This window comes from Streptomyces sp. NPDC008238, from assembly GCF_042956445.1.
In the GTDB taxonomy this organism is placed as follows: Bacteria; Actinomycetota; Actinomycetes; order Streptomycetales; family Streptomycetaceae; genus Actinacidiphila.
The window spans coordinates 29721-50880 of the sequence record NZ_JBIBGK010000001.1 but is presented as its reverse complement, the minus strand read 5'-3'; the positions used below and the strand labels follow the sequence as shown (position 1 = coordinate 50880).

At 74.7% G+C, this 21160-nt stretch carries 15 protein-coding genes; 7 read left to right on the top strand and 8 right to left on the bottom strand.

Annotation, left to right across the window (positions count from 1 at the left end):
• Positions 1-154: 154 nt before the first annotated feature.
• Both ACFZAU_RS00210 and ACFZAU_RS00205 read right to left on the bottom strand, forming a co-directional pair.
• A complete protein-coding gene (locus ACFZAU_RS00210) occupies positions 155-358 on the bottom strand; it encodes a hypothetical protein (RefSeq protein WP_500550363.1) in 204 nt (67 codons plus the stop codon).
• 45 nt (positions 359-403) lie between these two features.
• Positions 404-784 (bottom strand): hypothetical protein, encoded by a 381-nt coding sequence (locus ACFZAU_RS00205; protein WP_500550362.1) that lies wholly within the window; start codon positions 782-784, stop codon positions 404-406.
• A 391-nt stretch (positions 785-1175) separates the two neighbouring features.
• On the opposite strand from ACFZAU_RS00205, the gene ACFZAU_RS00200 reads away from it, so the two are divergent.
• A complete protein-coding gene (locus ACFZAU_RS00200; RefSeq protein WP_500550361.1) occupies positions 1176-1883 on the top strand; it encodes a hypothetical protein in 708 nt (235 codons plus the stop codon).
• 204 nt (positions 1884-2087) lie between these two features.
• Here ACFZAU_RS00200 and ACFZAU_RS00195 read toward each other — a convergent pair whose 3' ends face one another.
• Positions 2088-3425, bottom strand: coding sequence for an MFS transporter (locus ACFZAU_RS00195; RefSeq protein ID WP_500550360.1), 1338 nt, complete (start codon positions 3423-3425; stop codon positions 2088-2090).
• A 92-nt stretch (positions 3426-3517) separates the two neighbouring features.
• The gene (locus ACFZAU_RS00190; RefSeq protein ID WP_500550359.1) at positions 3518-5518 is read right to left on the bottom strand and encodes a Xaa-Pro dipeptidyl-peptidase; all 2001 of its coding nucleotides are present in this window, start codon (positions 5516-5518) and stop codon (positions 3518-3520) included.
• Positions 5519-5814: 296 nt separating this feature from the next.
• Here ACFZAU_RS00190 and ACFZAU_RS00185 point away from each other — a divergent pair, with 296 nt between their 5' ends.
• The 4 genes from ACFZAU_RS00185 to ACFZAU_RS00170 all read left to right on the top strand — a co-directional run bounded on the left by ACFZAU_RS00185 (position 5815) and on the right by ACFZAU_RS00170 (position 12182).
• On the top strand, positions 5815-7380 hold the full coding sequence (locus tag ACFZAU_RS00185) for an alpha/beta hydrolase (protein ID WP_500550358.1): 1566 nt from the start codon (positions 5815-5817) through the stop codon (positions 7378-7380).
• A gap of 48 nt (positions 7381-7428) precedes the next feature.
• Positions 7429-8946, top strand: a complete 1518-nt coding sequence (locus tag ACFZAU_RS00180; protein ID WP_500550357.1) for an alpha/beta hydrolase — start codon at positions 7429-7431, stop codon at positions 8944-8946.
• Positions 8947-8961: 15 nt separating this feature from the next.
• The gene (locus ACFZAU_RS00175; protein ID WP_500550356.1) at positions 8962-10554 is read left to right on the top strand and encodes an alpha/beta hydrolase; all 1593 of its coding nucleotides are present in this window, start codon (positions 8962-8964) and stop codon (positions 10552-10554) included.
• 62 nt (positions 10555-10616) lie between these two features.
• Entirely contained in the window at positions 10617-12182 is a 1566-nt protein-coding gene (locus ACFZAU_RS00170) for an alpha/beta hydrolase (RefSeq protein ID WP_500550355.1), read from the top strand.
• An 84-nt stretch (positions 12183-12266) separates the two neighbouring features.
• On the opposite strand, the gene ACFZAU_RS00165 is transcribed toward ACFZAU_RS00170, so the two are convergent.
• Together ACFZAU_RS00165 and ACFZAU_RS00160 are read right to left on the bottom strand one after the other, a co-directional pair.
• Positions 12267-14663 (bottom strand): Tex family protein, encoded by a 2397-nt coding sequence (locus ACFZAU_RS00165; protein WP_500550354.1) that lies wholly within the window; start codon positions 14661-14663, stop codon positions 12267-12269.
• A 75-nt stretch (positions 14664-14738) separates the two neighbouring features.
• The gene (locus ACFZAU_RS00160) at positions 14739-15281 is read right to left on the bottom strand and encodes a GNAT family N-acetyltransferase (RefSeq protein ID WP_500550353.1); all 543 of its coding nucleotides are present in this window, start codon (positions 15279-15281) and stop codon (positions 14739-14741) included.
• Between the two features lie 69 nt (positions 15282-15350).
• On the opposite strand from ACFZAU_RS00160, the gene ACFZAU_RS00155 reads away from it, so the two are divergent.
• Together ACFZAU_RS00155 and ACFZAU_RS00150 are read left to right on the top strand one after the other, a co-directional pair.
• Positions 15351-16214, top strand: a complete 864-nt coding sequence (locus ACFZAU_RS00155; RefSeq protein ID WP_500550352.1) for a DUF6528 family protein — start codon at positions 15351-15353, stop codon at positions 16212-16214.
• A 203-nt stretch (positions 16215-16417) separates the two neighbouring features.
• Positions 16418-17425 carry an aldo/keto reductase family protein gene (locus ACFZAU_RS00150; protein ID WP_500463265.1) on the top strand — a complete coding sequence of 336 codons (1008 nt, stop codon included), beginning with the start codon at positions 16418-16420 and terminating at the stop codon, positions 17423-17425.
• Positions 17426-17502: 77 nt separating this feature from the next.
• On the opposite strand, the gene ACFZAU_RS00145 is transcribed toward ACFZAU_RS00150, so the two are convergent.
• The gene (locus ACFZAU_RS00145; RefSeq protein WP_500550351.1) at positions 17503-19461 is read right to left on the bottom strand and encodes a primary-amine oxidase; all 1959 of its coding nucleotides are present in this window, start codon (positions 19459-19461) and stop codon (positions 17503-17505) included.
• A 107-nt stretch (positions 19462-19568) separates the two neighbouring features.
• Positions 19569-21113: an APC family permease gene (locus ACFZAU_RS00140; RefSeq protein ID WP_499603174.1), complete on the bottom strand. Its 1545-nt coding sequence runs from the start codon at positions 21111-21113 to the stop codon at positions 19569-19571.
• Between the last annotated feature and the right edge of the window lie 47 nt (positions 21114-21160).

The following is a 21160-nucleotide window of genomic DNA, read 5'->3' as shown; positions in this document are numbered from 1 at the left end:
TCCTTGGGGGGTTTGGGATTGTGCCCCCCCGCGGGCGGGGCCCGGGCCGGCGCCGAGTGGTTAACCGGGGCCCCCCCCGGGGGGGGCCCCCGGGGGGGGGGCCCCGGGGGGGGGCGGGGGCGGCCCGCGACCGCAGGGCCTCACTCGTGGCGTCTCACTCGTGGTGGCGTTCGGTCAGTTCCCTGGGTTCCTGCGGGGGCGTCTCCGGCGCCTTCGCGCGCTCGGGGGCGGTCTCCGGCAGGTCGGCGACGGCTCGCCGCTCCCGGTCCCGGGCCGCCTCGGCGCGCACGAGCGCGCCCACGGCCGCGTAGATGTCCACGGGCATGATCGGTTCCTCCTGCGGTCTGATGACGGGCATGGCTGCGGTACGGTCCGCCGCACGGGCGGCGGCCGCAGGGCGCCGTCAGCAGCGCAGGACGAGGTGGAGGTGCTCGGGTCTGCCCGCGGGGGCGACGTGCCGGGCCGGACCGCGGAGCGCGGCGCCCACGGGGTCCGGGGGGCAGGTGTCGTGGACGACGTCCGCCGCGTGCCCCTGCACGGTTCCGGCACGTTGCTGGGGGCCGGCCTGCGGAACGGCCCGCCGCCCGACGCTCGCCGGGGGGTGGTGCGTCTGCTTGCCCCGGTCGTCCGTGGCGACGGCGACGGCCGCCGTGGGCTCCAGCGGCTGAAGGGCCGCGACCCCTGGTGCGCACAGCGCGTGGAGGAGGCAGACCAGTGCGGCGAAAAGCCCGACCGCGGCCCCTGCCGGGACCCGGCGGGGACGTCCCGCTGCGGCATGCGGCATGCGCGGCTCCTCCGGATGCGTACCCCTCACTCTTAACCGGGCACGCACCCGGACCCCGTGGGTCACTACGCCGTTCGGCGCACGCGTTCACCCGGTGGGCGCAATGCGGGGGGCTGCGCGGTGACTGTGTGCGGCGCCGTTGTGGTTGATGTCGTGGCTTCCCCGTCCTCCCCCAGCCTTCGGCAAGGGGGCACCCCGACACCCACCTCCCAAGGTGTACGGGCGCACAGCGGGACGAGGCCGGTCCGGGGGCACCGCGCCCGCCGGTGTGCCGGTGGCTGCTGCGTCTTGGTCGGTGTCCGTGCTGTGATGGCTCCTGCCGCTCAGGGCACGATCGGCGCAGGGGACCGACAAGGGGGGCGCCATCATGACGGGCGGGCACAGCACTCAGGTGACGGGCTCCCGTAGCGGGCCGCTGTCGACGCGCGCCCTGGAGCGGGAGTCGGACCGGGCCCAGCGGTTCCTGGCCGGTGGGGAGTGGCGGCCCACCGATGCGGATGCCGACGCCGCGGCCGGGGTCCTGGCCCGCCTCACCGCCCCGCTCCCCGTTCGCGGAGCGGCCGGCGCGCGGGCCCGGGCCGAGGACCGGGACCGACGGCTCCAGCGGATCTGGCGCAGCGCGGTCCACCACCTCGACGCGGGCGCGGTCAGCCCGCAGGCCACCGCCCTGCTGGCCGCCGTCGCTCGCGTCTACCTGCCCTGGTACGCGTCCCCCACCCCGCCGACCGCCGCGGCGGCTCCGCGCTATCCGTCTCATCAGGCGGTCCCGCCGACCGAGGCGGGCGAAGACCTGCTCCCCGGCCTCACCGCGCTCTTCGCCGCCCTGGCCGCCCCGCGCCCGCCGGGGACGGCTGCCCTGACGCCCCCCGCCGTGCCGTGGCAGGCCCGGTACGCGGGGCGGTTCCGGCATTACGGCAGACCTGCCCGTGACGTGTGGACGGCCGACACCTTCCACTGCCCCGGGTGTGCGCGGGCGGACGGCCCATGGAGCGTGGCCTGCGACTGGCGCCGGATCGCACTGGGCTGCCCGTGCGGCGTGGTGACCGGGGAACACGGCCTCAGGTTCTCCGAGGTCTGGCTGCTCCTGCCGGACGCGTGAGCGGACGACCGCAGCGGCAACGCGCCGGGACGGGCCCTCAGGGGCCGTACCCGGAGCAACCGGTACGATCGAGCGCGGCACGCCGCCCGGAACCTCGCGGCCGTGCCCCCGCCCCCCGTGTGCCCGACCGGGACGGGGCGGCGGCCGGGTCGCCGCCGGGTACCGCCACAGCGGAGGACGGGGCGCTCGGCACCTCTCCGCCGCTCAGGCTCCCCGGTACCGGGTGAACGCGGGGAACGCCGCCGCCAGGCCCAGCATCGCGACCACGACGAGCACACCGCCCGCGGTGACCGCGGTGCGCGTGCCGAACGCGGAGCCGGCGGTACCGTGCAGCAGGTCGGCCACGCGGGGACCGCCCGCCACGACGACCGTGAACACGCCCTGCATGCGCCCGCGCATGTCGTCCGTGGCGACCGACTGCAGGATCGCGCTGCGGAACACCATCGAGACCATGTCGGCGAATCCGGCCAGTGCCAGGAAGGCCGCCGCCCACCACAGGCTGCCGCTCAGCCCGAGTCCGGCGATGGCCGCGCCCCAGCCGCAGACGGCGATGACGACCATCAGACCGTGCCGCTTGGAGCGGGAGAAGGTGCCCGAGAAGAGCCCGCCGGCGACCGCGCCGATGGGGATGGCCGCGAACAGCAGGCCGAGGGCGAAGCCCTCGTGCCAGGAGGCGTAGGTGGTGTCGGCGAGCTGCGGGAACAACGCGCGCGGCATGCCGAAGACCATGGCGACGATGTCGGCGAGGAAGGACAGCAGGAGGATGCGCTGCGCGGTGATGTAGCGGAAGCCGGCGCCCACCTCGCGCCAGCCGCCGCGGCGGGCGACGGGCGCGCCGTTCGCCTCCAGGGGCGGCAGGGCGGGCAGCCGCCACACCGCCCACACGGTGGCGGTGAGGGCGATCGCGTCGATGAGGTAGAGGTCGGGCAGGCCGATCACGGGTATCAGCACGCCGGCGAGGAGCGGGCCGACGACCAGACCGGTCTGCATGACGGTCGAGCCGAGCGCGATGGCGGCGGGCAGTTCCTCGACGGGCACCAGGCGGGCGATGGCGGCGCTGCGCGCGGGGGCGTTCATTCCGGCCGCGGCCTGCTGGGCGGCGAGCAGCACCATGAGCAGCCAGACGGAGTGCGCTCCCGCGAAGGCCTGAACCCAGAAGAGCAGCGAGGTCACGGCGATGGCGATGTTGGTGTACAGCATCAGCTTGCGCCGGTCCACGCTGTCGGCGACGGCCCCGCCCCACAGGGCGAAGACCACCAGCGGGACCAGCCCGGCGATGCTGGAGTAGCCGACCCACGCGGACGAGCCGGTGATGTCGTAGATCTGCTTGGGCACGGCGACGGCGGTGAGCTGGCTGCCCACCGCGGTCACGGTGGTGGAACTCCACAGGCGCCGGTAGGCGGGGTGGCGCAGGGGACGGGTGTCCATGAGCCAGCGGCTCCGGCGGGTGCCGCGCTCGTCCTGGGTGCCGGGCGCCGTGACGCGGTCCGCGGTGGGTTCGTCGGCGGGCGCGTCGTCGGCGGTCTTCTTGGTGCTGTCCACGGGTGCTGTTGCTTCCTCGTACAACTATCGCTGACCCGCTGACACTACCCGCCCGCCCTCGCCGGGTGTGAGGGCGGACGGGCAGGGCCGGGTCAGCGTCCCGCGGGGACGGTGCGGGCGGTGTGGCGCGGGGCGGGCGGGAGGGCCGCGGCGCGCTGTGCGGCGGCCGTGTGCGGGGCCGGGGCGGCCAGGCCGTGCGCTCCGCCGACGAGCGGCAGCAGGGCACGTGAGCGGGCGAGGTCGAGGGTGACGGTGGGGGTGGTGTCGGGGGGATCGATCATCCCCGCGTCGGTGCCGGCCACGATCAGTGCGAGCCGGTGCCCGGCCGGGACGACGTGGTCGGTGGCGCCGAGGGTGACGGTGACCGGGTAGGACCGGCCCGGGACGAGGGGGCGGCCGTGCCACGCGGAGGCGGCGTGGCCGAGGTCGGCCCAGCCGCGGCTCACCACGGTGTGGGTGACGTCGGCGGTGTCGGCGGCGGTGTCCGTGAAGCAGGCGCTGTCGCCCGCCGTGCTCTCGCCCCAGCAGGAGCGGGTGGTCAGGTCGACGATGCCCTCCTTGGCGCCCAGGAAGTCCCGGACGGTGGCCGGCCCGAGGTCGACGAGGACCGCGGAGAGGTGGGCGCTGGTCGTGGAGGAGGACGCGGTGACGGTGACCGTGCCGCTGCCGGACAGCCGCAGGTCGCGGGTGAGGGTGCCGGTGGTGAAGACGGCCCTGGACGCGCTCGGGGTGTCCGCCCCGGCGGCCCAGTCCTCCTCCCACTCCTGAGGCGCGTCGGTGAAGACCGCCGTGCTGCCGGGCACGGCGGGGCCGGTGCTCAGGGTGCCCTGGCCGGGGACGGTGCCGGGCCGCAGGCTCAGCCCGGTGTTCCGGGTGCCGGCGGGCGGCCAGGAGCGGTCGGTCGTCCAGTGGCCGGGGGCGCGTTCGACGTCCGCGCCGGGCTCTCGTTCCACGCCGTTGCGTACGCCCAGCAGGTAGTGGTCGAACCAGCGGTGGAGGGTGGACACCCAGGCCCCGCGCCGGAAGTCGAAGGGGTCGACGTGGCCGGTCTGGGACAGCCACACCTTGCGCTCCACGCCATGCGCGGCGAGCGCGCTCCACCACTGGCCGAAGTGCTTGGTGCGGACGTTGAGGTCCTGCATGCCGTGGACGGCGAAGACGCTGGCGCGGACCTTCCCGGCGTCCTTGGTGTAGTCGCGTTCGCGCCAGAAGGCGGTCAGGTCGCCGCTGCGCGGGGCCCCGTCGACGATGCGCTGTTGCACGGCGGCGCAGCGGGCGCGGGCCGGCTCGCTCTCGACGTAGTCCGACAGCCAGTCGGGGCCGGAGTCGTAGAGGGCGGCGCCCTGCTGGAAGTAGTAGTCGTACCAGGAGCTGATGGCGCTGATCGGCACGATCGTGCGCAGCCCGCGCACCCCGGTCGCCGCGACGCCGTTGGCGATCGTCCCGTCCCAGCTCTTGCCGATCATGCCGACGTCGCCGGTGGCCCAGCGGGCGTTCGCGGGCCGGGAGCCGGTGCGGGAGGTGTAGCCCGCGGCCCGGCCGCCCAGCCAGTCGATCACGGCCTTGGCCGAGCCGATGTCGGAGGGGCCGCCGACGTCCACGCAGCCGTCGGAGCGGTTGGTGCCGGCCAGGTCGACCAGGACGACGGCGTAGCCGCGCGGCACGAAGTAGTTGTCGTAGTACAACGGGGCCTGGACCATCCGGCCCTGGTCGTCGTAGGTCTTCGCCTGGCCCTCGTTGCCGCGTCCGCAGCAGGAGTAGTAGGGGCTCGCGTCCATGATCACCGGTACCTTGCGGCCGGCTGCCGCGGGCTCGCGGGGCCGCACGATGTCGGCGGCGACCCGGTCGGTGCGGCCGTCGCCGTCGTCGTCACGGCCCGTCTCGACCCAGACCGCCTCGCGGACGGCGTCGGCGTACGAGTAGTCGGGCCGGCTCAGCCCGTTCCGGACGGTGCCCGCGGCCGAGACGGCCTGCGCGGTGGTCACCGGGAGGAGGACGGCAGCGAGGGCGGCGATCACGGCCGCCACCAGGGAGGTCGTCCGTATGCGGTCGTGGTCGGTACGGGGGCGGGTGGTGCGCGTGGGTGTGGGCACGCGCGGACGGTAGTCGCGGCCCCGCTCGCGCGGCCAGAGCGATACCGGTCAACTTGTGCGGCTGGACGGCCACTTGTGGCGGGTCACGGCACGGGGCGGGGCGCCCGCTTCACGCGTTCGGCGCATCCCGGCGATCCCCCGAACACGATCTGTGATGACCTGGTTACGCAGCTGGGAGTGGGGCGACGGCGTTGACCGTTCCCTGCCGGGGCACGGCGCCCGGACCCGCCCCCGCGGCCGCTCACCGATGCCGACCAGCCCCGCGTCTCGCAACGGGCGGAAACGAAGGCGTGGCGATGAAAGCTGTCCCGGCCACCGGCCGAATACCCGGGCGCGGCCTGCTCTGCGTGATCGCCGTGCTGATCGTCTTCGGGACGCTGCTCGCCACGTGCACGGCGGTGACGCACACCCGCAGGACCGCGGGGCCCGCTCCCTCGGGGGCCGCCTCCCCGAGCCCGGCCTCCGGCACGATCCGGCTGGACCTGCGGCGCTACTACACGCAGGACCTGCGCTGGCGGCCCTGCCCCGACAGCTCGTTCCAGTGCACGAGTCTTCGGGTGCCGCGGGACTACGCGCACCCCCGGGCCGGCGACATCTCCCTGACCGTGATCCGCAGGCCCGCCTCCGGCCGCGGCGCCGCGCGCATCGGCGCGCTGCAGATCAACCCGGGCGGGCCCGGCATTTCCGCGGTCGACGACCTGCGGGACTACGCCGACACCTACTCCGCGTCGCTGCGTGCCGCGTACGACCTGGTCGCGGTCGACCCGCGCGGGGTCGGCCACAGCACGCCGGTGGACTGCGGCGCCGCCGGGGCCCCGGGCGCACGGACCCGCGGGACGCCGCCTCGGGACGAGGCCACGGTCATCGACACGTGGGCCGCCTACCACGCGGAGGTCGCCGCGGACTGCGCCCGGCACGCCGGGCGGCTCCTGCCGTACGTGGGCACCCTCGACGCGGCCCGGGACATGGACGTCGTCCGCGCCGCGCTGGGCGAGGAGCGCCTGCACTTCCTCGGCTTCTCCTACGGCACCTACCTGGGCGCCACCTATGCGGAGCTCTTCCCCGACCGGGTCGGCCGGGTCGTCCTGGACGGCGCCGTCGACCCGGCGATGGACGGCTACCACGCCTACCTCAACCAGGCCCGCGGCTACCAGATCGCCTGGGAGTCCTTCGCGGCGGACTGCGCCCGCCGCCGGCACTGCCCGGTCGGCCGCTCCGTCGAGGAGGCGGGCCGCACCCTGGACGCGCTGGTGGCCGACCTCGACCGGGCACCCGTACGGCGGGGCAAGGACGAGCACCTCGACGGCGAGGACCTGCTCGGCGCGGTCGTCAGCACGCTGCGCGCACCCGACTGGGAGACGCTGCGCACGGTGCTGGACGAAGTGCGGACCGGGGACACCACCGTGCTCGGGGAACTCGTCGGCGACGAGGACGAGACGGCGCCCGGCGACGCCTCCATGACGGCGGTCAACTGCCTGAGCTCCGCGCTGGAGTCGCGCTCGACCCCCGCCCAGACCCTCGCCGCGCTGCCCGAGTTCCTGCGGGCCTCGCCCCAGTTCGGGGCGTTCTACAACGAGGACCTGTCGACGTGCGCGCACTGGCCGGCGCGGCCCACGCAGCTGCCGCGCCGGGTCAGCGCCCGCGGCGCGCCGCCCATCCTCGTGGTCGGCACCACCCGCGATCCGGCCACCCCCTACGACCAGGCCCGGGCACTGGCCACCCAGCTCTCCTCGGGCCGGCTCCTCACCTGGGACGGCGACGGGCACACCGCCTACCAGCGAGGCAGCCGCTGCGTCGACACGGCCGTCGACGACTACCTGTTGCGCGGTCTGCTCCCGCCCGACGGCGCGGTCTGCCGCTGACGCGACCACCCGCCGCGCGCTCCGCGCGGCGCACAGAAAGGCGTGGCCATGAACGCACCCCGACGCAGGCTCCACGGCTTCGTCGCCGTGCTCGGCAGTTGCGGGCTGCTGCTCACCGCGTGTGCGGCGGGCGACCTCCGGCAGAGGCCGGCGGGGGCGCCCGCGCCGGGCGCGGCCACCGCGGCACCGGCGGGACTCGCCCGCTACTACGGGCAGAAGCCGGGCTGGAAGCCCTGCGACGAGGTGCCGTCGTTCCAGTGCGCCACCATCGCGGTGCCGCTGGACTACGGGCGCCCCCAGGGGGGTGACATCACCCTGGCCGCGATACGTCAGCGGGCCACCGGCAACGGCGCCGCGCGCATCGGCTCGCTGCAGATGAACCCCGGTGGGCCCGGTTCGTCCGCGATCGCCTACCTCCTGGGCAACGCCGGCTCCTTCTCCCCCGCGGTGCGCGCCGCGTACGACCTGGTCGCGGTCGACCCGCGCGGCGTCGGCGCCAGCACCCTGGTGGACTGCGCCGCGGACACCCCGGCGGCCGCCCCGGACCGGGGTGCGCGCCGGGCCGACATCGACGCCTCGGCCGCGGCCTACGCGCAGGTCGCGGCCGAATGCGCCCGGCACGCGGGAGGGTTGCTGCCGCACGTGGGCACCCTGGACGCCGCCCGCGACATGGACGTCGTACGCGCCGTGCTGGGCGACGAGCGGCTCCATTACGTCGGCTTCTCCTACGGCACCTACCTCGGCGCCACCTATGCGGAGCTCTTCCCCTCCCGCGTCGGCCGCATGGTCCTCGACGGGGCCGTCGACCCCGCCCTGGACGGCTACGACTTCACGATCGGCCAGGCCCGGGGCTACGAGGTCGCGTGGGAGTCCTTCGCCGCCGACTGCGTCACCCGGCCCGACTGCCCCGTGGGCCGCTCGGTCCAGGAGGCCGGGCGCGTCCTGGACTCCCTGGTGGCGAAGCTGAACCGCACCCCGCTGCAGCAGGGCAAGGACGTCACCGTCACCGGGGACTCGCTTCTCGGAGCGGTCGTCCTGGCGCTCAGGACCCCGGCCTGGGAGGCGCTGCGCGCCGCGCTCGCGGAGCTGCGGGCCGGTGACACCACGGCGGTGCAGGTGCTCCTGGGCGCGGGCGAGGAGACCGACCCGGGCGACCAGTCGTACTACGCCGTGTCCTGTCTGAGTGCGGCGCTGGGAACCTGGTCGACCGCCGCACAGGCGCGGGCGGCGCTGCCCGAGTTCCGGCGCGCCGCGCCGCGGTTCGGCGCGTACTACGCCGGGACCCTGCCGATGTGCACCCGGTGGCCGGTCCGTCCGGACCAGTCCGCGCACCCGATCGCCGCGGCGGGCGCGGCGCCGATCCTCGTCGTGGGCACCCTCCGCGACCCGGCGACCCCGTACCCCTGGGCGCGGGCGCTGGCCGGGCAGCTCTCCTCCGGGCGGCTGCTCACCTGGGACGGCGACGGGCACACCGCCTACCACCGGGGCAGCACCTGCGTCGAGAGCGCCGTCGACGACTACCTGACACAGGGTCGTCTGCCTTCCGCCGGCACGGTCTGCGTCTGACGGGCGGTGGCCGCCGTGCGGGCCGCGAGTGTCCTGTCCGGCCGGGGCGGGCGCCTCGCCGCCGGGCTGCTGAGCGCCTGCCTGGTGCTGACCGCCTGTTCGCCCCAGCGCCCGCACCGGCCGGCGGGCGCCGAACCGTCGGCGAACGGGGCCGAACCGGTCCGTTCCGCCGCCTCGGCGGCGGCGTCCGCGGCGGCGTCCGCGGCCGCGGCACCGGATCTCTCCGGCTACTACCGGCAGCGCCTGGAGTGGCGGCCCTGCCGGGCGGCGGAGTCGTTCCAGTGCACCTCGGTGCGGGTGCCCCTGGACTACGCCCGTCCGGAGGCGGGTGACATCCGGCTGGCGGTCGTCCGCCACCGCGCCACCGGTCCGCGCGCCGCCCGCGTCGGATCGCTGCTGATCAATCCGGGCGGCCCCGGCATCTCGGTGGCGGACGACCTGCCGGCCGTCGCCGGCGGCTTCTCCCCCCGAATGCGCGCCGCGTACGACCTGGTCGGCGTCGACCCCCGGGGGGTGGGGCGCAGCTCCCCCGTCGACTGCGGGAGCGACACTTCGCCGCCCGTCCCCGAGGCCGGTCTCGGGGCCGGGGCCGGGGCCGAAGGCGGGGCCGGGACGCCCGAGTCGGGCTTCGCCCTGATCGCCGACGCGTGCGCACGGCACGTGGGCGGGCTCCTGCCCCACGTCGGCACCCTGGACGCGGCCCGGGACATGGACGTCGTACGGGCGCTGCTCGGCGACGACCGGCTGGGCTTCCTCGGCCTCTCCTACGGCAGTTACCTGGGCGCCACCTATGCGGAGCTCTTCCCCTCGCACGTCGGCCGCATGGTCCTGGACGGCGCGATCGACCCCGGCATGGACGCCTTCCGCGCCACCCTCGGGATGGCGCGCGGCTACCAGGTCGCCTGGGACGCCTTCGCCGCCGACTGCGTCGCCCGGCCCGGCTGCCCGGTCGGCCACTCGCTCAAGGACGCGGGCCGCGGCCTGGACGCACTGGTCGCGGAACTCGACGGGGCCTCCCGGGAAGGCGACGACCACGGCGGTTCCGCCACCGGGGACGACCTGCTCAACGCGGTCACGGCCGCACTCGCGGCTCCGGCGTGGGGCGAACTGCGTTCCCTGCTCCGCGAGGTGCGGGCGGCCGACGCCGCCACCCGGCGGCAGCTCCTGGGCGCCGACGGCGCCCAGGAGCCGGGTGAGCAGTCCCTCGTGGCGGTCAACTGCCTCAGCTCCGCGCTGGGTCCGCGGTCGACCGCCGCCCGGACGCGGGTGGCGCTGCCCGAGTTCCGGCGCGTGGCGCCCCAGTTCGGCGCGTACTACGCCGGGTTCCTCCCGATGTGCGCCCACTGGCCGGCCAGGCCGACCCAGGTGCCGCACCGCATCACGGCGCGCGGCGCGCCGCCCATCCTCGTCGTCGGCACCACCCGCGATCCGGCCACCCCCTACGACCAGGCCCGGGCGCTGGCCACCCAGCTCTCCTCCGGCCGGCTCCTCACCTGGGACGGCGACGGGCACACCGCCTACCGGCAGGGCAGCACCTGCGTCGACACGGCCGTCGACGACTACCTGCTGCACGGCCGGCTCCCGCCCGACGGCACCATCTGCCGCTGAAGGGCTCCACGTCGCGGCGTCACCAGGCCGCCGACCCACCACGTCACCAGAAGGGCAGGGCGATGGACGCCGTCCGGCACACCGGCCGCGTACGCGGGAGGCGACGACACCGCACGGTCGCGGTGCTGGCGGTCTGCGCCCTGCTGGCCACCGCCTGTTCCGCCCTCCACGGGGGCGGCTCGCCCGGCGCGGCCCGCCTGGCACCGGCCGGCCCGACGCACTCCGGGGACGCGCCGCCGGAGCGGGCCCGCCATGCCGCGCAGCGGATCGTGTGGAGACCGTGCGAGGACGAACCGTCCTATGAGTGCACGACCCTCAGGGCGCCGCTGGACTACGCCCGCCCCGAGGCGGGCGACATCACCCTGGCCGTCACCCGGCTGAGGGCCACGGGGAACGCCTCACAACGCATCGGTTCGCTGCTGTACAACCCCGGTGGTCCCGGCGACTCCGCGATCGGCGGCCTGCGCGACCTCGCCGGCGGCTTCTCCCCCGCGATGCGCGCCGCCTACGACCTGGTCGCCGTCGACCCGCGCGGCGTCGGTGCCAGCACCCCGCTGGACTGCGGCACCATGGCGCCGGAAACCGGAGCGGACTCCCGTCCGGTCAGTGCCGGGGCGCCCGACTTCGAGGCCCTGGACGAGGCCCGCGCGCGGACCGCCGACGCGTGCGAGCGGCGCGCGGGGTGGCTGCTGCCGCACGTCGGCACCCCGGACGCCGCCCGCGACCTGGACCTGGTGCGCGCTCTCGTCGGCGACGACCGGCTGCACTACCTCGGCTTCTCCTACGGCACCTATCTCGGCGCCACCTATGCGGAGCTCTTCCCCTCCCGCGTCGGCCGCATGGTCCTCGACGGCGCCGTCGACCCCGCCATCGACGACTACCGCCGTTTCCTGGACCCCGCGCACGGCTACCAGGTGGCCTGGGACGCCTTCGCCGCCGACTGCGTCGCCCGGCCCGGCTGCCCCGTCGGCCGGTCCGTCGAGGAGGCCGGACGCGTCCTGGACGCCCTGGTAACCCGTCTCGACCGCAGCCCGCGGCGGGAGGGCAAGGACCTCACCGTCACCGGGGACGACCTGCTCCGCACCGTCCTGGCGGCGCTGAAGCAGCCCGCGTGGGACGAACTGCGCCGGACGCTGGGCGAGGTGGTCTCCGCGGCCGGCGGCAGCTCCGCGCTCCAGCGGCTGTCCGCGGCGCAGGAGGAGGCAGTCGCCGACGTGGGGTTCACGGCGGTCAGCTGTCTGAGCGCGGCGCTCGGGCCCGTGTTCACCCCCGCGCAGGCCGAGGCGCTGCTCCCCGCGTTCCGGCGCGCCTCGCCCCAGTTCGGGGCGTACTACTCCGCGCTGCTCACCACCTGCGCCCACTGGCCGGTCGGCCCGGACCGCGCGGTGCGGGCCGGCGCGGCGCCCCGCACCGCGCCGATCCTGGTCGTCGGCACCGTGCGCGACCCGGCCACCCCGTACTCCTGGGCGCGCTCGCTCACCCGGTTCCTGCCCTCCGCCCGCCTGCTCACCTGGGACGGGGACGGGCACACCGCCTACCTGCAGCCCGGCAGCGGGTGCGTCGACGTCACGGTGGACCGGTACCTGCTGAGCGGCCGGCTCCCGCCGGCCGGCACGGTCTGCCGCTGAGGCTGCCGACGGGACCGCCGCTGGACGGACGCCGAAGGCGCGCTCCCCCGGTCCGCCGGGAGAGCGCGCCTTCGGCGTGCGGGCTCAGCCGCGGCGGCCGTTGCCCCCGCCGAGGCCCTTGTCGAGGCCGGCGCGACGCAGGGCGTCGGCCATGGCGCCGCCGGGGGCCGGACGGTCACGGTCGCGGTCGCCGCGCGACTGGCGGGGCGGGTTGCCGCCGCCCCGCCGGTCGGGACGGGGACCGCGCTCCTGGCGGCCGCCGCCGGCGCCCTGAGGCGCGCCGGCGCCGCCCTTGGGCGTGCCGGCCTCGTCCTCCAGGCGCAGGGTGAGGGAGATGCGCTTGCGCGGGATGTCGACGTCGAGCACCTTGACGCGGACGATGTCGCCGGGCTTGACGACCTCGCGCGGGTCGCTCACGAAGTTCTTCGACATGGCCGAGACGTGCACCAGCCCGTCCTGGTGGACGCCGACGTCGACGAAGGCGCCGAAGGCCGCCACATTGGTGACGACGCCCTCCAGGACCATCCCGGGCTTGAGATCCTTGAGTTCCTCGACGCCCTCCTTGAAGGCGGCGGTCTTGAAGGCGGGCCGCGGGTCGCGCCCGGGCTTCTCCAGTTCCGAGAGGATGTCGGTGACCGTCGGCAGACCGAAGGTGTCGTCGACGAACTCCTGCGGCCTCAGCCCGCGCAGCACCGTGGCGTTGCCGATGAGCGCCTTGATGTCGGTGCCCGCCGCCGTGCTCATGCGCCGCACCACCGGGTAGGACTCGGGGTGCACGCTGGAGGCGTCCAGCGGGTCGTCGCCGTCGGGGATGCGCAGGAAGCCGGCGCACTGCTCGTACGCCTTGGGTCCGAGCCGGGCCACGTCCTTCAGGGCGGTGCGCCGCCGGAACGGGCCGTTGGTGTCGCGGTGGGCGACGATATTGGCGGCCAGGCCCTCGGTGATGCCGGACACGCGGCGCAGCAGCGGTACGGAGGCGGTGTTGACGTCCACGCCGACGCCGTTCACACAGTCCTCGACGACCGCGTCCAGGGAGCGCGAGAGCTTCACCTCGGACAGGTCGTGCTGGTACTGGCCGACGCCGATCGACTTGGGGTCGATCTTGACGAGTTCGGCGAGCGGGTCCTGGAGCCGGCGGGCGATGGAGACGGCGCCGCGCAGGGACACGTCCAGCTCGGGGAGTTCGGCGGAGGCGTAGGCCGAGGCGGAGTAGACCGAGGCGCCGGCCTCGGACACCACGGCCTTGGTGAGCCGCAGTTCCGGGTGGCGCTTGACGAGGTCCGCGGCGAGCCTGTCGGTCTCGCGGGAGGCGGTGCCGTTGCCGATGGCGACGAGGTCGACGTCGTGGGCGGCGGCGAGCCGGGCGAGCGTCGCGATGGAGGCGTCCCACTGGTTGCGCGGCACGTGCGGGTAGATGGTGTCGGTGGCGACGACCTTGCCCGTGGCGTCGACCACGGCCACCTTGACGCCGGTGCGGAAGCCCGGGTCCAGGCCCATGGTGGCGCGCGTGCCCGCGGGGGCGGCGAGCAGCAGGTCGCGCATGTTGGCGGCGAAGACCCGCACCGCCTCGTCCTCGGCGTCCTGGCGCAGCTGCACGCGCAGGTCGAGGCCGAGCCGGACGAGGAAGCGGGTGCGCCAGGCCCAGCGCACGCCGTCGGCGAGCCACTTGTCGGCGGGGCGGCCGCGGTCGGTGATGCCGAAGTGGTGGGCGATCTTGCGCTCGAAGGTGGAGGGGCCCTCCTCGACGGGCTCCTCCGGCTCCATGGTGAGGTCGAGGATCTCCTCCTTCTCGCCACGCAGCATGGCGAGCACACGGTGCGACGGGAGCTTGGTGAACGGCTCGGCGAAGTCGAAGTAGTCCGCGAACTTCGCGCCCGCCTCCTCCTTGCCCTCGCGCACCTTGGCGACGAGCCGGCCCCGCTCCCACATCCGGGTGCGGAGTTCGCCGACGAGGTCGGCGTCCTCGGACCACCGCTCGGTGAGGATCGCTCGGGCGCCCTCCAGTGCCGCCGCGGCGTCGGCGACGCCCTTGTCGGCGTCGACAAAGCCGGCGGCCTCGGCCTGCGGGTCCAGCGACGGGTCGCCGACGAGGCGGTCGGCGAGCGGCTCCAGGCCGGCCTCACGGGCGATCTGCGCCTTGGTGCGCCGCTTGGGCTTGTAGGGCAGGTAGATGTCCTCGAGGCGGGCCTTGGAGTCCGCGGCGAGGATCTGCGCCTTCAGGACGTCGTCGAGCTTGCCCTGGGACTCGACGGACTCCAGGATCGCGGCCCGCCGCTCGTCCAGTTCGCGCAGGTACCGCAGGCGCTCCTCCAGGGTGCGCAGCTGGGCGTCGTCGAGGCCGTCCGTCGCCTCCTTGCGGTACCGGGCCACGAACGGCACGGTCGCACCGCCGTCGAGCAGCCCGACGGCCGCTGTGACCTGACCTTCCCGTACGCCGAGTTCCTCGGCGATCCTGCGCTCGACCGAGACCGTTGTCGTCACGATGTGCGACCTGCTTTCTGGCTGGACTACCGGTGCATTATTGCGGAGCCCGGCCGCCCGGCCGCGAGCCTGGGCCTATGCCGCGCCGGAGGGCGGGCCGAGACGCTTCTCGAACCAGTGGTCGGCGTACCGTTCGCCGTTGTAGTCGTCGATCTCCCGGTACCCGAGCTTCGCGTACAGCGTCCGTGCCTCCACCAGGTCGGCCCGTGTGTCGAGGCGGATCACGGCGGCGCCCAGGTGTTCGCGGGCCGCGTGTTCGGCGGCCGCGACCAGCCGCGCGGCGCCGCCGGTGCGGCGGGCGGCGGGGACGACCCAGACGCGGCGGAGTTCGGCGACGCCGGGGGCGAGGAGGCGGACGCCCGCGCAGCCGGCCGGTACACCGCCGTGGCGGCCGACGAGGAAGTGCCCGCGGGGGCCGGCGAGGTCGTCACTGGTGTGCTCGGCGAGCAGGTCGTCGATCTCCCGCGGGGTCATCGGCCTGCCGTAGTAGCGGCTGACGATGTCGTCGTAGTACCTCCACAGCAGGTCCCTCGACACCGGGTCGTCAACGGCGAGCGGGGCGATCTCCCATACGGGCGAAGCGTGGACGTTCGGTCGCGGTACGGTCACGCGGCCCATCGTGGCAGCACCCGCCGTCGCGATCCTCCGAATATTCGTTGGCACGTCAACGACGTACGGGGGCACGACATGACGCGGCACGCCGCGCGGAAGAGCCATCCCATCGCCACGGCCGACCAGTCCTGCAACGACGTCCTGGTCTTCGACCCCGAGGCCCGGGACTGGTCGGGGCCCGACGCCGTGACCTGGCGCTGGAGCGCGCCGGGCGGGGCCGGCACGAGCTGGCAGCACCTGTCGGACGTGCGGCTGCGCAGGACGCAGGCGTACGGGCGGGTGGTGCTGGTCGCCGCGTCCGGCGGGCGGGCGGCCATGGTGCGCGAGGACACCGGGGCGATCGTGTGGCAGACGGTGACCCCGGCCGACAGCCCGCACGCCATCGAGCGCATCCCGGGCGGGGTGATCGTCGTGGCCTCGGGGGCGCCCGGGCGGCTGCGGCTGTACGCGGACACGCAGCAGGCCGCGCCGTTCCGCACCGTGCCGCTGCCGAGGGCGCGCGGGGTCCTGTACGACCCGGAGCACGCGGCGCTGTGGGCGATCGGTGCCGAGCGGCTGGTGCGGTACGCGGTGTCGGGCCGGGGTACGGCGACGACGCTGACCGAGCACAGCGCCGTCGGCTTCGAGGGCGAGGGCCGTGACCTGCAGCCTGTGTACGGCGAGCCGGGGGCGCTGTGGTTCACCGACACCTACGGGGTGTACCGGCTGGACGTCGCGACGCGCAGGTACCGGCAGGTGGACGGGGCGAGCGGGGTGAGCGCGTACACCAGCCAGCCGACGGGGACCCGCATCCGGGCCCGTTCGCGGCCGTCCGGCCCCCGGGGCTGGGGCGGCCCGACGATCGAGTTCCTCGACGCGGACGGGACGCCCGCGTACGCCAGGACCCGTCCCGGCGCGGAGTTCGCCACGGTGCGCCTGTGGACCCCGGACTTCCGCTGAACCGGGGCGCGGACGGGCCGCGGGGGGACCGGGGGGACCGGCCCCCGCGCCGGCCGGGGAACGTGCAATGATCAGATGTATTTGCCCCTGCCACCTTTTCTGCGGCCGACGCCCGCCCGGGCGCCGAGCCCCCGGCATGCCCCGGTGCGCCCGCACCCGGGCCGGCCGGCATTCACGGACACGCCAACGGAGGCTTCGCTCCCATGGAATACCGCCATCTCGGCCGTAGCGGCCTGGTCATCAGCGAGATCGCGTACGGCAACTGGCTCACCCACGGCTCGCAGGTGGAGGCGGACGCCGCCACGGCGTGCGTGCGCGCGGCGCTCGAGGCCGGCATCACCAGCTTCGACACGGCCGACGTCTACGCGGGCACGCGTGCCGAGTCCGTCCTGGGCGAGGCGCTGAAGGGCGAGCGCCGCGAGGGCATCGAGATCTTCACCAAGGTGTACTGGCCGACCGGCCCGGGCCGCAACGACCGCGGGCTGTCGCGCAAGCACATCATGGAGTCGATCGCCGGCTCGCTGCGCCGCCTGCAGACCGACTACGTCGACCTGTACCAGGCGCACCGCTTCGACGTGGACACCCCGCTCGAGGAGACGATGGAGGCGTTCGCCGACGTCGTGCACTCGGGCAAGGCCCTCTACATCGGCGTCTCGGAGTGGCCGGCGGAGCAGATCCGGCGTGCCCACGCGATGGCCCGGGAACTGCACGTCCCGCTGGTGTCGAACCAGCCGCAGTACAACGCCCTGTGGCGGGTCATCGAGGGCGAGGTCGTCCCGGCCTGCGAGGAGCTGGGCATGGGCCAGATCGTCTTCTCGCCGATCGCGCAGGGTGTGCTGACCGGCAAGTACCGGCGGGGGCAGGAGCCGCCGGCGGGCTCGCGGGCCACGGACGACAAGGGCGGCGCGAACATGATCTCGCGCTGGATGGGCGACGACGTGCTCGACGCGGTGCAGCGGCTCCAGCCGCTCGCCGCCGAGGCCGGGCTCTCGCTCGCCCAGCTGGCGGTGGCGTGGGTGCTGCAGAACTCCAACGTCTCGGCGGCCATCGTCGGCGCCTCCCGACCCGAGCAGGTCGCGGAGAACGCCAAGGCGGCGGGCGTCGTCCTGGAGAAGGACCTGCTGGCGCGGATCGAGGAGATCCTGGCGCCGGTCGCCGTCACCGACCCCAAGCGGGTCCACGACAACGTTCCCGCCTCGCGCCGTTCCTGAGCCGGTGCGTCCCGGCCCCGCGATCCCTTCGGGTCGCGGGGCCGGGACGCGTGCCGTCGCGGGGGCCGGGGCGCGCGTCAGGCGGTGTGGCAGTGGCCCTCGCCGCGCGGCGTCTCCTTGGGGAGGTCCAGCGAGGGGTTGCGGTCGAAGAAGCCGGTCGGCTTGAGGGTGAACCCGCTGTGGTCGACGGGCATGACCGGCCACTCCTCCAGCCGCGGCAGGTGGGTGGGGCCGAAGGTGTGCCAGACGGTCAGCTCGGTGTCCTCCAGCGACTCTCCCGCCGCTGTCCAGCGGGGCAGTCCGGCGCCGCCCGCGTTCTGGTTGGGGTAGTCGCCCGCGGGGAAACGCCGCTCCGGGCGGTGGCGGGTGACCCACACGTGCTTGGTGCCGTAGGCCATGCGCCGGGCGACCGCCGAGCCGGGCTGGGCGAGGACGACGGGGCCTGGCTGCGGCACGAGCGTGTACGCCACGGGCTTGCCCATGCGGTTGAGGGAGCCGGGGTTGGTGATCCGCCAGCGGCGGCCGGCCAGCGGGTCCGCGAGACGGCCGCCCTCGGCGCTGTCGGCGAGCGGGGTGACCCGGGTGGTGAAGACGTTGCCGTTGGGGTTGTCCGGGCCGCCGGGCACCGGGACGACGTCCACCTCCTCCACGGTGTTGGCGTGGCCGTCGACCGCCGCGTCCAGCCGTACGCAGAACAGGTGCTGGTGGAACGGGGCGAGCAGGCCGGGGGCGACCTCCGTGCCGACCGCGTCGGCGGTGCCGGGCTCGACGGCGGAGGTCTGCACGATGCCGGTGGACTTGGCCTCGAAGCCGATCGTGCCGTCCTGGTGGAAGTACCAGTAGAAGCCGTAGTCGTAGTTGCCGACGGTGGCGATGTAGGAGACGACCAGGCGGCGCGCGCGGCGGCTGTTGGCGGCCATGTCGTTGAAGATGTCGGTGTGCTTCCACAGGAGGCCGTAGTCCTCCTCGTGGATGCAGATCGCGTTGCGCAGCGTCTCGGGGTTGCCGAGGTCGTCGGAGAGGACGGCGTCGAGGTAGGTGATCTCGCCGAGGCAGTCGCAGCCCAGCTTCAGGGCGTTGGCGTTACGGCCGAGGGAGTACTCGCCGGCGTCGAGGAAGGCGACCCAGTTGCGGTCGTCGCCGGGCTCCGCGTAGGCGACGGCCATCTCGGCCAGTGACGCGCGGTGCAGGACGGGGCGGACGCGGTCGCCGTCCTCGTAGCCGATCTGGTGGAGGACCAGGCCCTCGCGGCCGTTGAAGTCGATGCGCAGGCGCCACTTCTGCCAGGTCAGCAGCCGGCCGCTGAGCGAGAAGGACGGCCCTTCGGGCTGGGTGATCTCCAGCGGGCGCAGGTCAGTGCGGGCCGGTCCGTTGAACTCGGCCTCGTAGCGGCCGCATTCGGTGGGGACGGGCACGGCCCCGGTGTCGATCAGGCGGACGACCTTGCGCTCGATGACGTCGACGTCGGCGACGAGCCCGGCCACCGGGTGCGCCCAGGGGCTGTCGGAGGCGTCGCAGCGCAGCCAGGTCAGGGAGCGCATCAGGCGCGCGCCGGGGCGGTCCGCCAAGCGCAGCGGACCGGCGCCGAGGGGCGCGGCGACGGCGAGGTCGAGGTCGGTGACACCGCGCTCGGCCATGGCCTTGCGCCAGCCGGGATCGGCCTTGACGACCTGCTCGACGATCTCGTACTCCTCGAAGGTGACCGGGGGCTGGCCCTCCTCCGCGGTGTCCAGTGCGCGGTGCGCGACGACGACGCCCGCCGTGATGTCGACCAGTGCCTCGGCGGCGGCGCCGGTGGCCGAGTCCAGCAGGGTGACGCGCAGCCGGCGCACCACGGGGTCGCCGTCGCGGTGGGCGTCGGCGGTGTGCCGGTCGGGCTCGTCGAGCAGGACGAGCGGGAAGCGGGTCGTGTCGGTGACCCGGCCGTCCTCGGCGAGGATGCGGCGGGCGGCGGATATCTCGTCGGCGGTCAGCGGGTCGAGGGGGTGGGGCGCGGCGGGCGCGGCGTCGGCGTCGGTGTGGCAGCAGGAGGACATGGGACAACCCTCTGGTGGATGTGAGTCGTTGCGCTACGGGGCGGACGGCACTGCGGACCTGGCTGCGGCCCGCCGCCCCCCGGAGGGTGGCGGCGGGCCGGGCACGGTCAGGAGGCGGCGGTCTCCGCGTCGGCGCCCGAGGTCTCCCTGGCCTGCTCGATCCGGAACGCCTCGTTGCCGAGGCCGATGCGGGCGTGCACCTCGGGACGCGTGGCGCGCAGCACCGCCCCGTACACCAGGCCGGCCACGACGGCGGCACCGATGATGCCGGGCAGCACCCAGGAGACGGCGGAGCCGTCGCCGGCGACCAGGACGTCGAAGTCCTTGACGGCGTAGACGGCGATGACGACGAGCGCGACGCCCGCGAGGGCGGAGGCGACGATGCGCGGCGCCTGGGTGCGCAGCGCGCCGCGGCGCACGAAGTAGCCGATGACGGCGAAGGACGCGGTCGCCAGCAGCACGATGACGCCGAGGGCGCCGACGTTGCCGAACCAGGTGAAGAGCTTCAGCACCGGAGCGGTCGGGTCGTGGTCGGCCGCCGCGCTGCCGTCCGTGACGGCGAAGGCGACCACGAAGCCGAGGGACACCAGCGTCTGCAGCAGCGAGCCGAACGCGGGTGCGCCGCTGGTGGGGTTGGTGCGGCCGAAGGCGGAGGGCAGCAGGCCCTCACGGCCCATGGCGAAGGCGTAGCGGGCGACCACGTTGTGGAAGCTGAGCAGGCAGGCGAACATGCCCGTCACATAGAGGACGTGCAGGATGTCGGTGAAGGCCGTCCCGATGATCGACTCGCTGAGGCCGAAGAGCAGCCCCGGGCCCTGCTTCTGCGACTCCTCGACGATCTGGGACGGGCCGGCCGCGATGCTCAGCGCCCAGGAGCTGAGGGCGAAGAAGACCGCGACGAAGGTGACGGCCAGGAAGGTGACACGGGCGACCACGACCTGCGGCCGGCTGGTCTCCTCGGCGTAGACCGGCGACTGCTCGAAGCCGACGAAGCTGGCGATGCAGAAGCACAGGGCGGTGCCGAGGCCCGCGCCGCTGAGCGTGCTCGGGTCGAAGGCGTGCAGCGACAGTCCCTCCTTGGCGGGGCTGCCGACGGCGGCGACGTCGAAGATGACGACGAGGGCGATCTCGATGAGCAGCAGGACGCCGAGCACCTTGGCGTTGACGTCGATCTTGAGCCAGCCGAGCGCGCCGACCAGGAGGACGCCCAGGACGGCCGGGATCCACCAGGCGATCGTGGTGTCGAGGTAGGTCTGGAAGAGACCGGAGATCTCGAAGCCGAAGAGGCCGAAGACCGCGAACTGCATGGCGCTGTACGACACCAGGGCGACGAGCGACGCGGCGGCGCCCGCGGTGCCGCCGAGCCCGCGGGCGATGTAGGCGTAGAAGGCGCCCGCGTTGTGGACGTGGCGGCTCATCTCGGCGTAACCGACGCTGAAGAGGAGCAGCACCACGCCGAGGATGACGAACAGCAGCGGCTGTCCGACGATGCCCATCACGCCGTACGTGGTGGGCATGACGCCCGCCACCACCATCAGCGGCGCGCTGGCCGCGACCACCGACAGGAGCAGGCCTGACATGCCGAGACGGTCGGCCCGCAGGGCTCTCTCCTCGCCTTTGAACGTGCTGATCCCGCTGTTGCCCGTCAGCATGGCGGTTCCTTCCTGGGAGGGGTTGGGTGGTGCTGGTGCGTCATGTG

What these genes read in the sequence shown, in the direction of transcription:
- ACFZAU_RS00160 (WP_500550353.1), bottom strand. Translation starts at nt 15,281, where the DNA reads ATGGGCCGCGTGACCGTACCGCGACCGAACGTCCACGCTTCGCCCGTA.
- ACFZAU_RS00180 (WP_500550357.1), top strand. Translation starts at nt 7,429, where the DNA reads ATGAACGCACCCCGACGCAGGCTCCACGGCTTCGTCGCCGTGCTCGGC.
- ACFZAU_RS00185 (WP_500550358.1), top strand. Translation starts at nt 5,815, where the DNA reads ATGAAAGCTGTCCCGGCCACCGGCCGAATACCCGGGCGCGGCCTGCTC.
- ACFZAU_RS00140 (WP_499603174.1), bottom strand. Translation starts at nt 21,113, where the DNA reads ATGCTGACGGGCAACAGCGGGATCAGCACGTTCAAAGGCGAGGAGAGA.
- ACFZAU_RS00205 (WP_500550362.1), bottom strand. Translation starts at nt 784, where the DNA reads ATGCCGCATGCCGCAGCGGGACGTCCCCGCCGGGTCCCGGCAGGGGCC.
- ACFZAU_RS00210 (WP_500550363.1), bottom strand. Translation starts at nt 358, where the DNA reads ATGCCCGTCATCAGACCGCAGGAGGAACCGATCATGCCCGTGGACATC.
- ACFZAU_RS00155 (WP_500550352.1), top strand. Translation starts at nt 15,351, where the DNA reads ATGACGCGGCACGCCGCGCGGAAGAGCCATCCCATCGCCACGGCCGAC.
- ACFZAU_RS00170 (WP_500550355.1), top strand. Translation starts at nt 10,617, where the DNA reads ATGGACGCCGTCCGGCACACCGGCCGCGTACGCGGGAGGCGACGACAC.
- ACFZAU_RS00145 (WP_500550351.1), bottom strand. Translation starts at nt 19,461, where the DNA reads ATGTCCTCCTGCTGCCACACCGACGCCGACGCCGCGCCCGCCGCGCCC.
- ACFZAU_RS00150 (WP_500463265.1), top strand. Translation starts at nt 16,418, where the DNA reads ATGGAATACCGCCATCTCGGCCGTAGCGGCCTGGTCATCAGCGAGATC.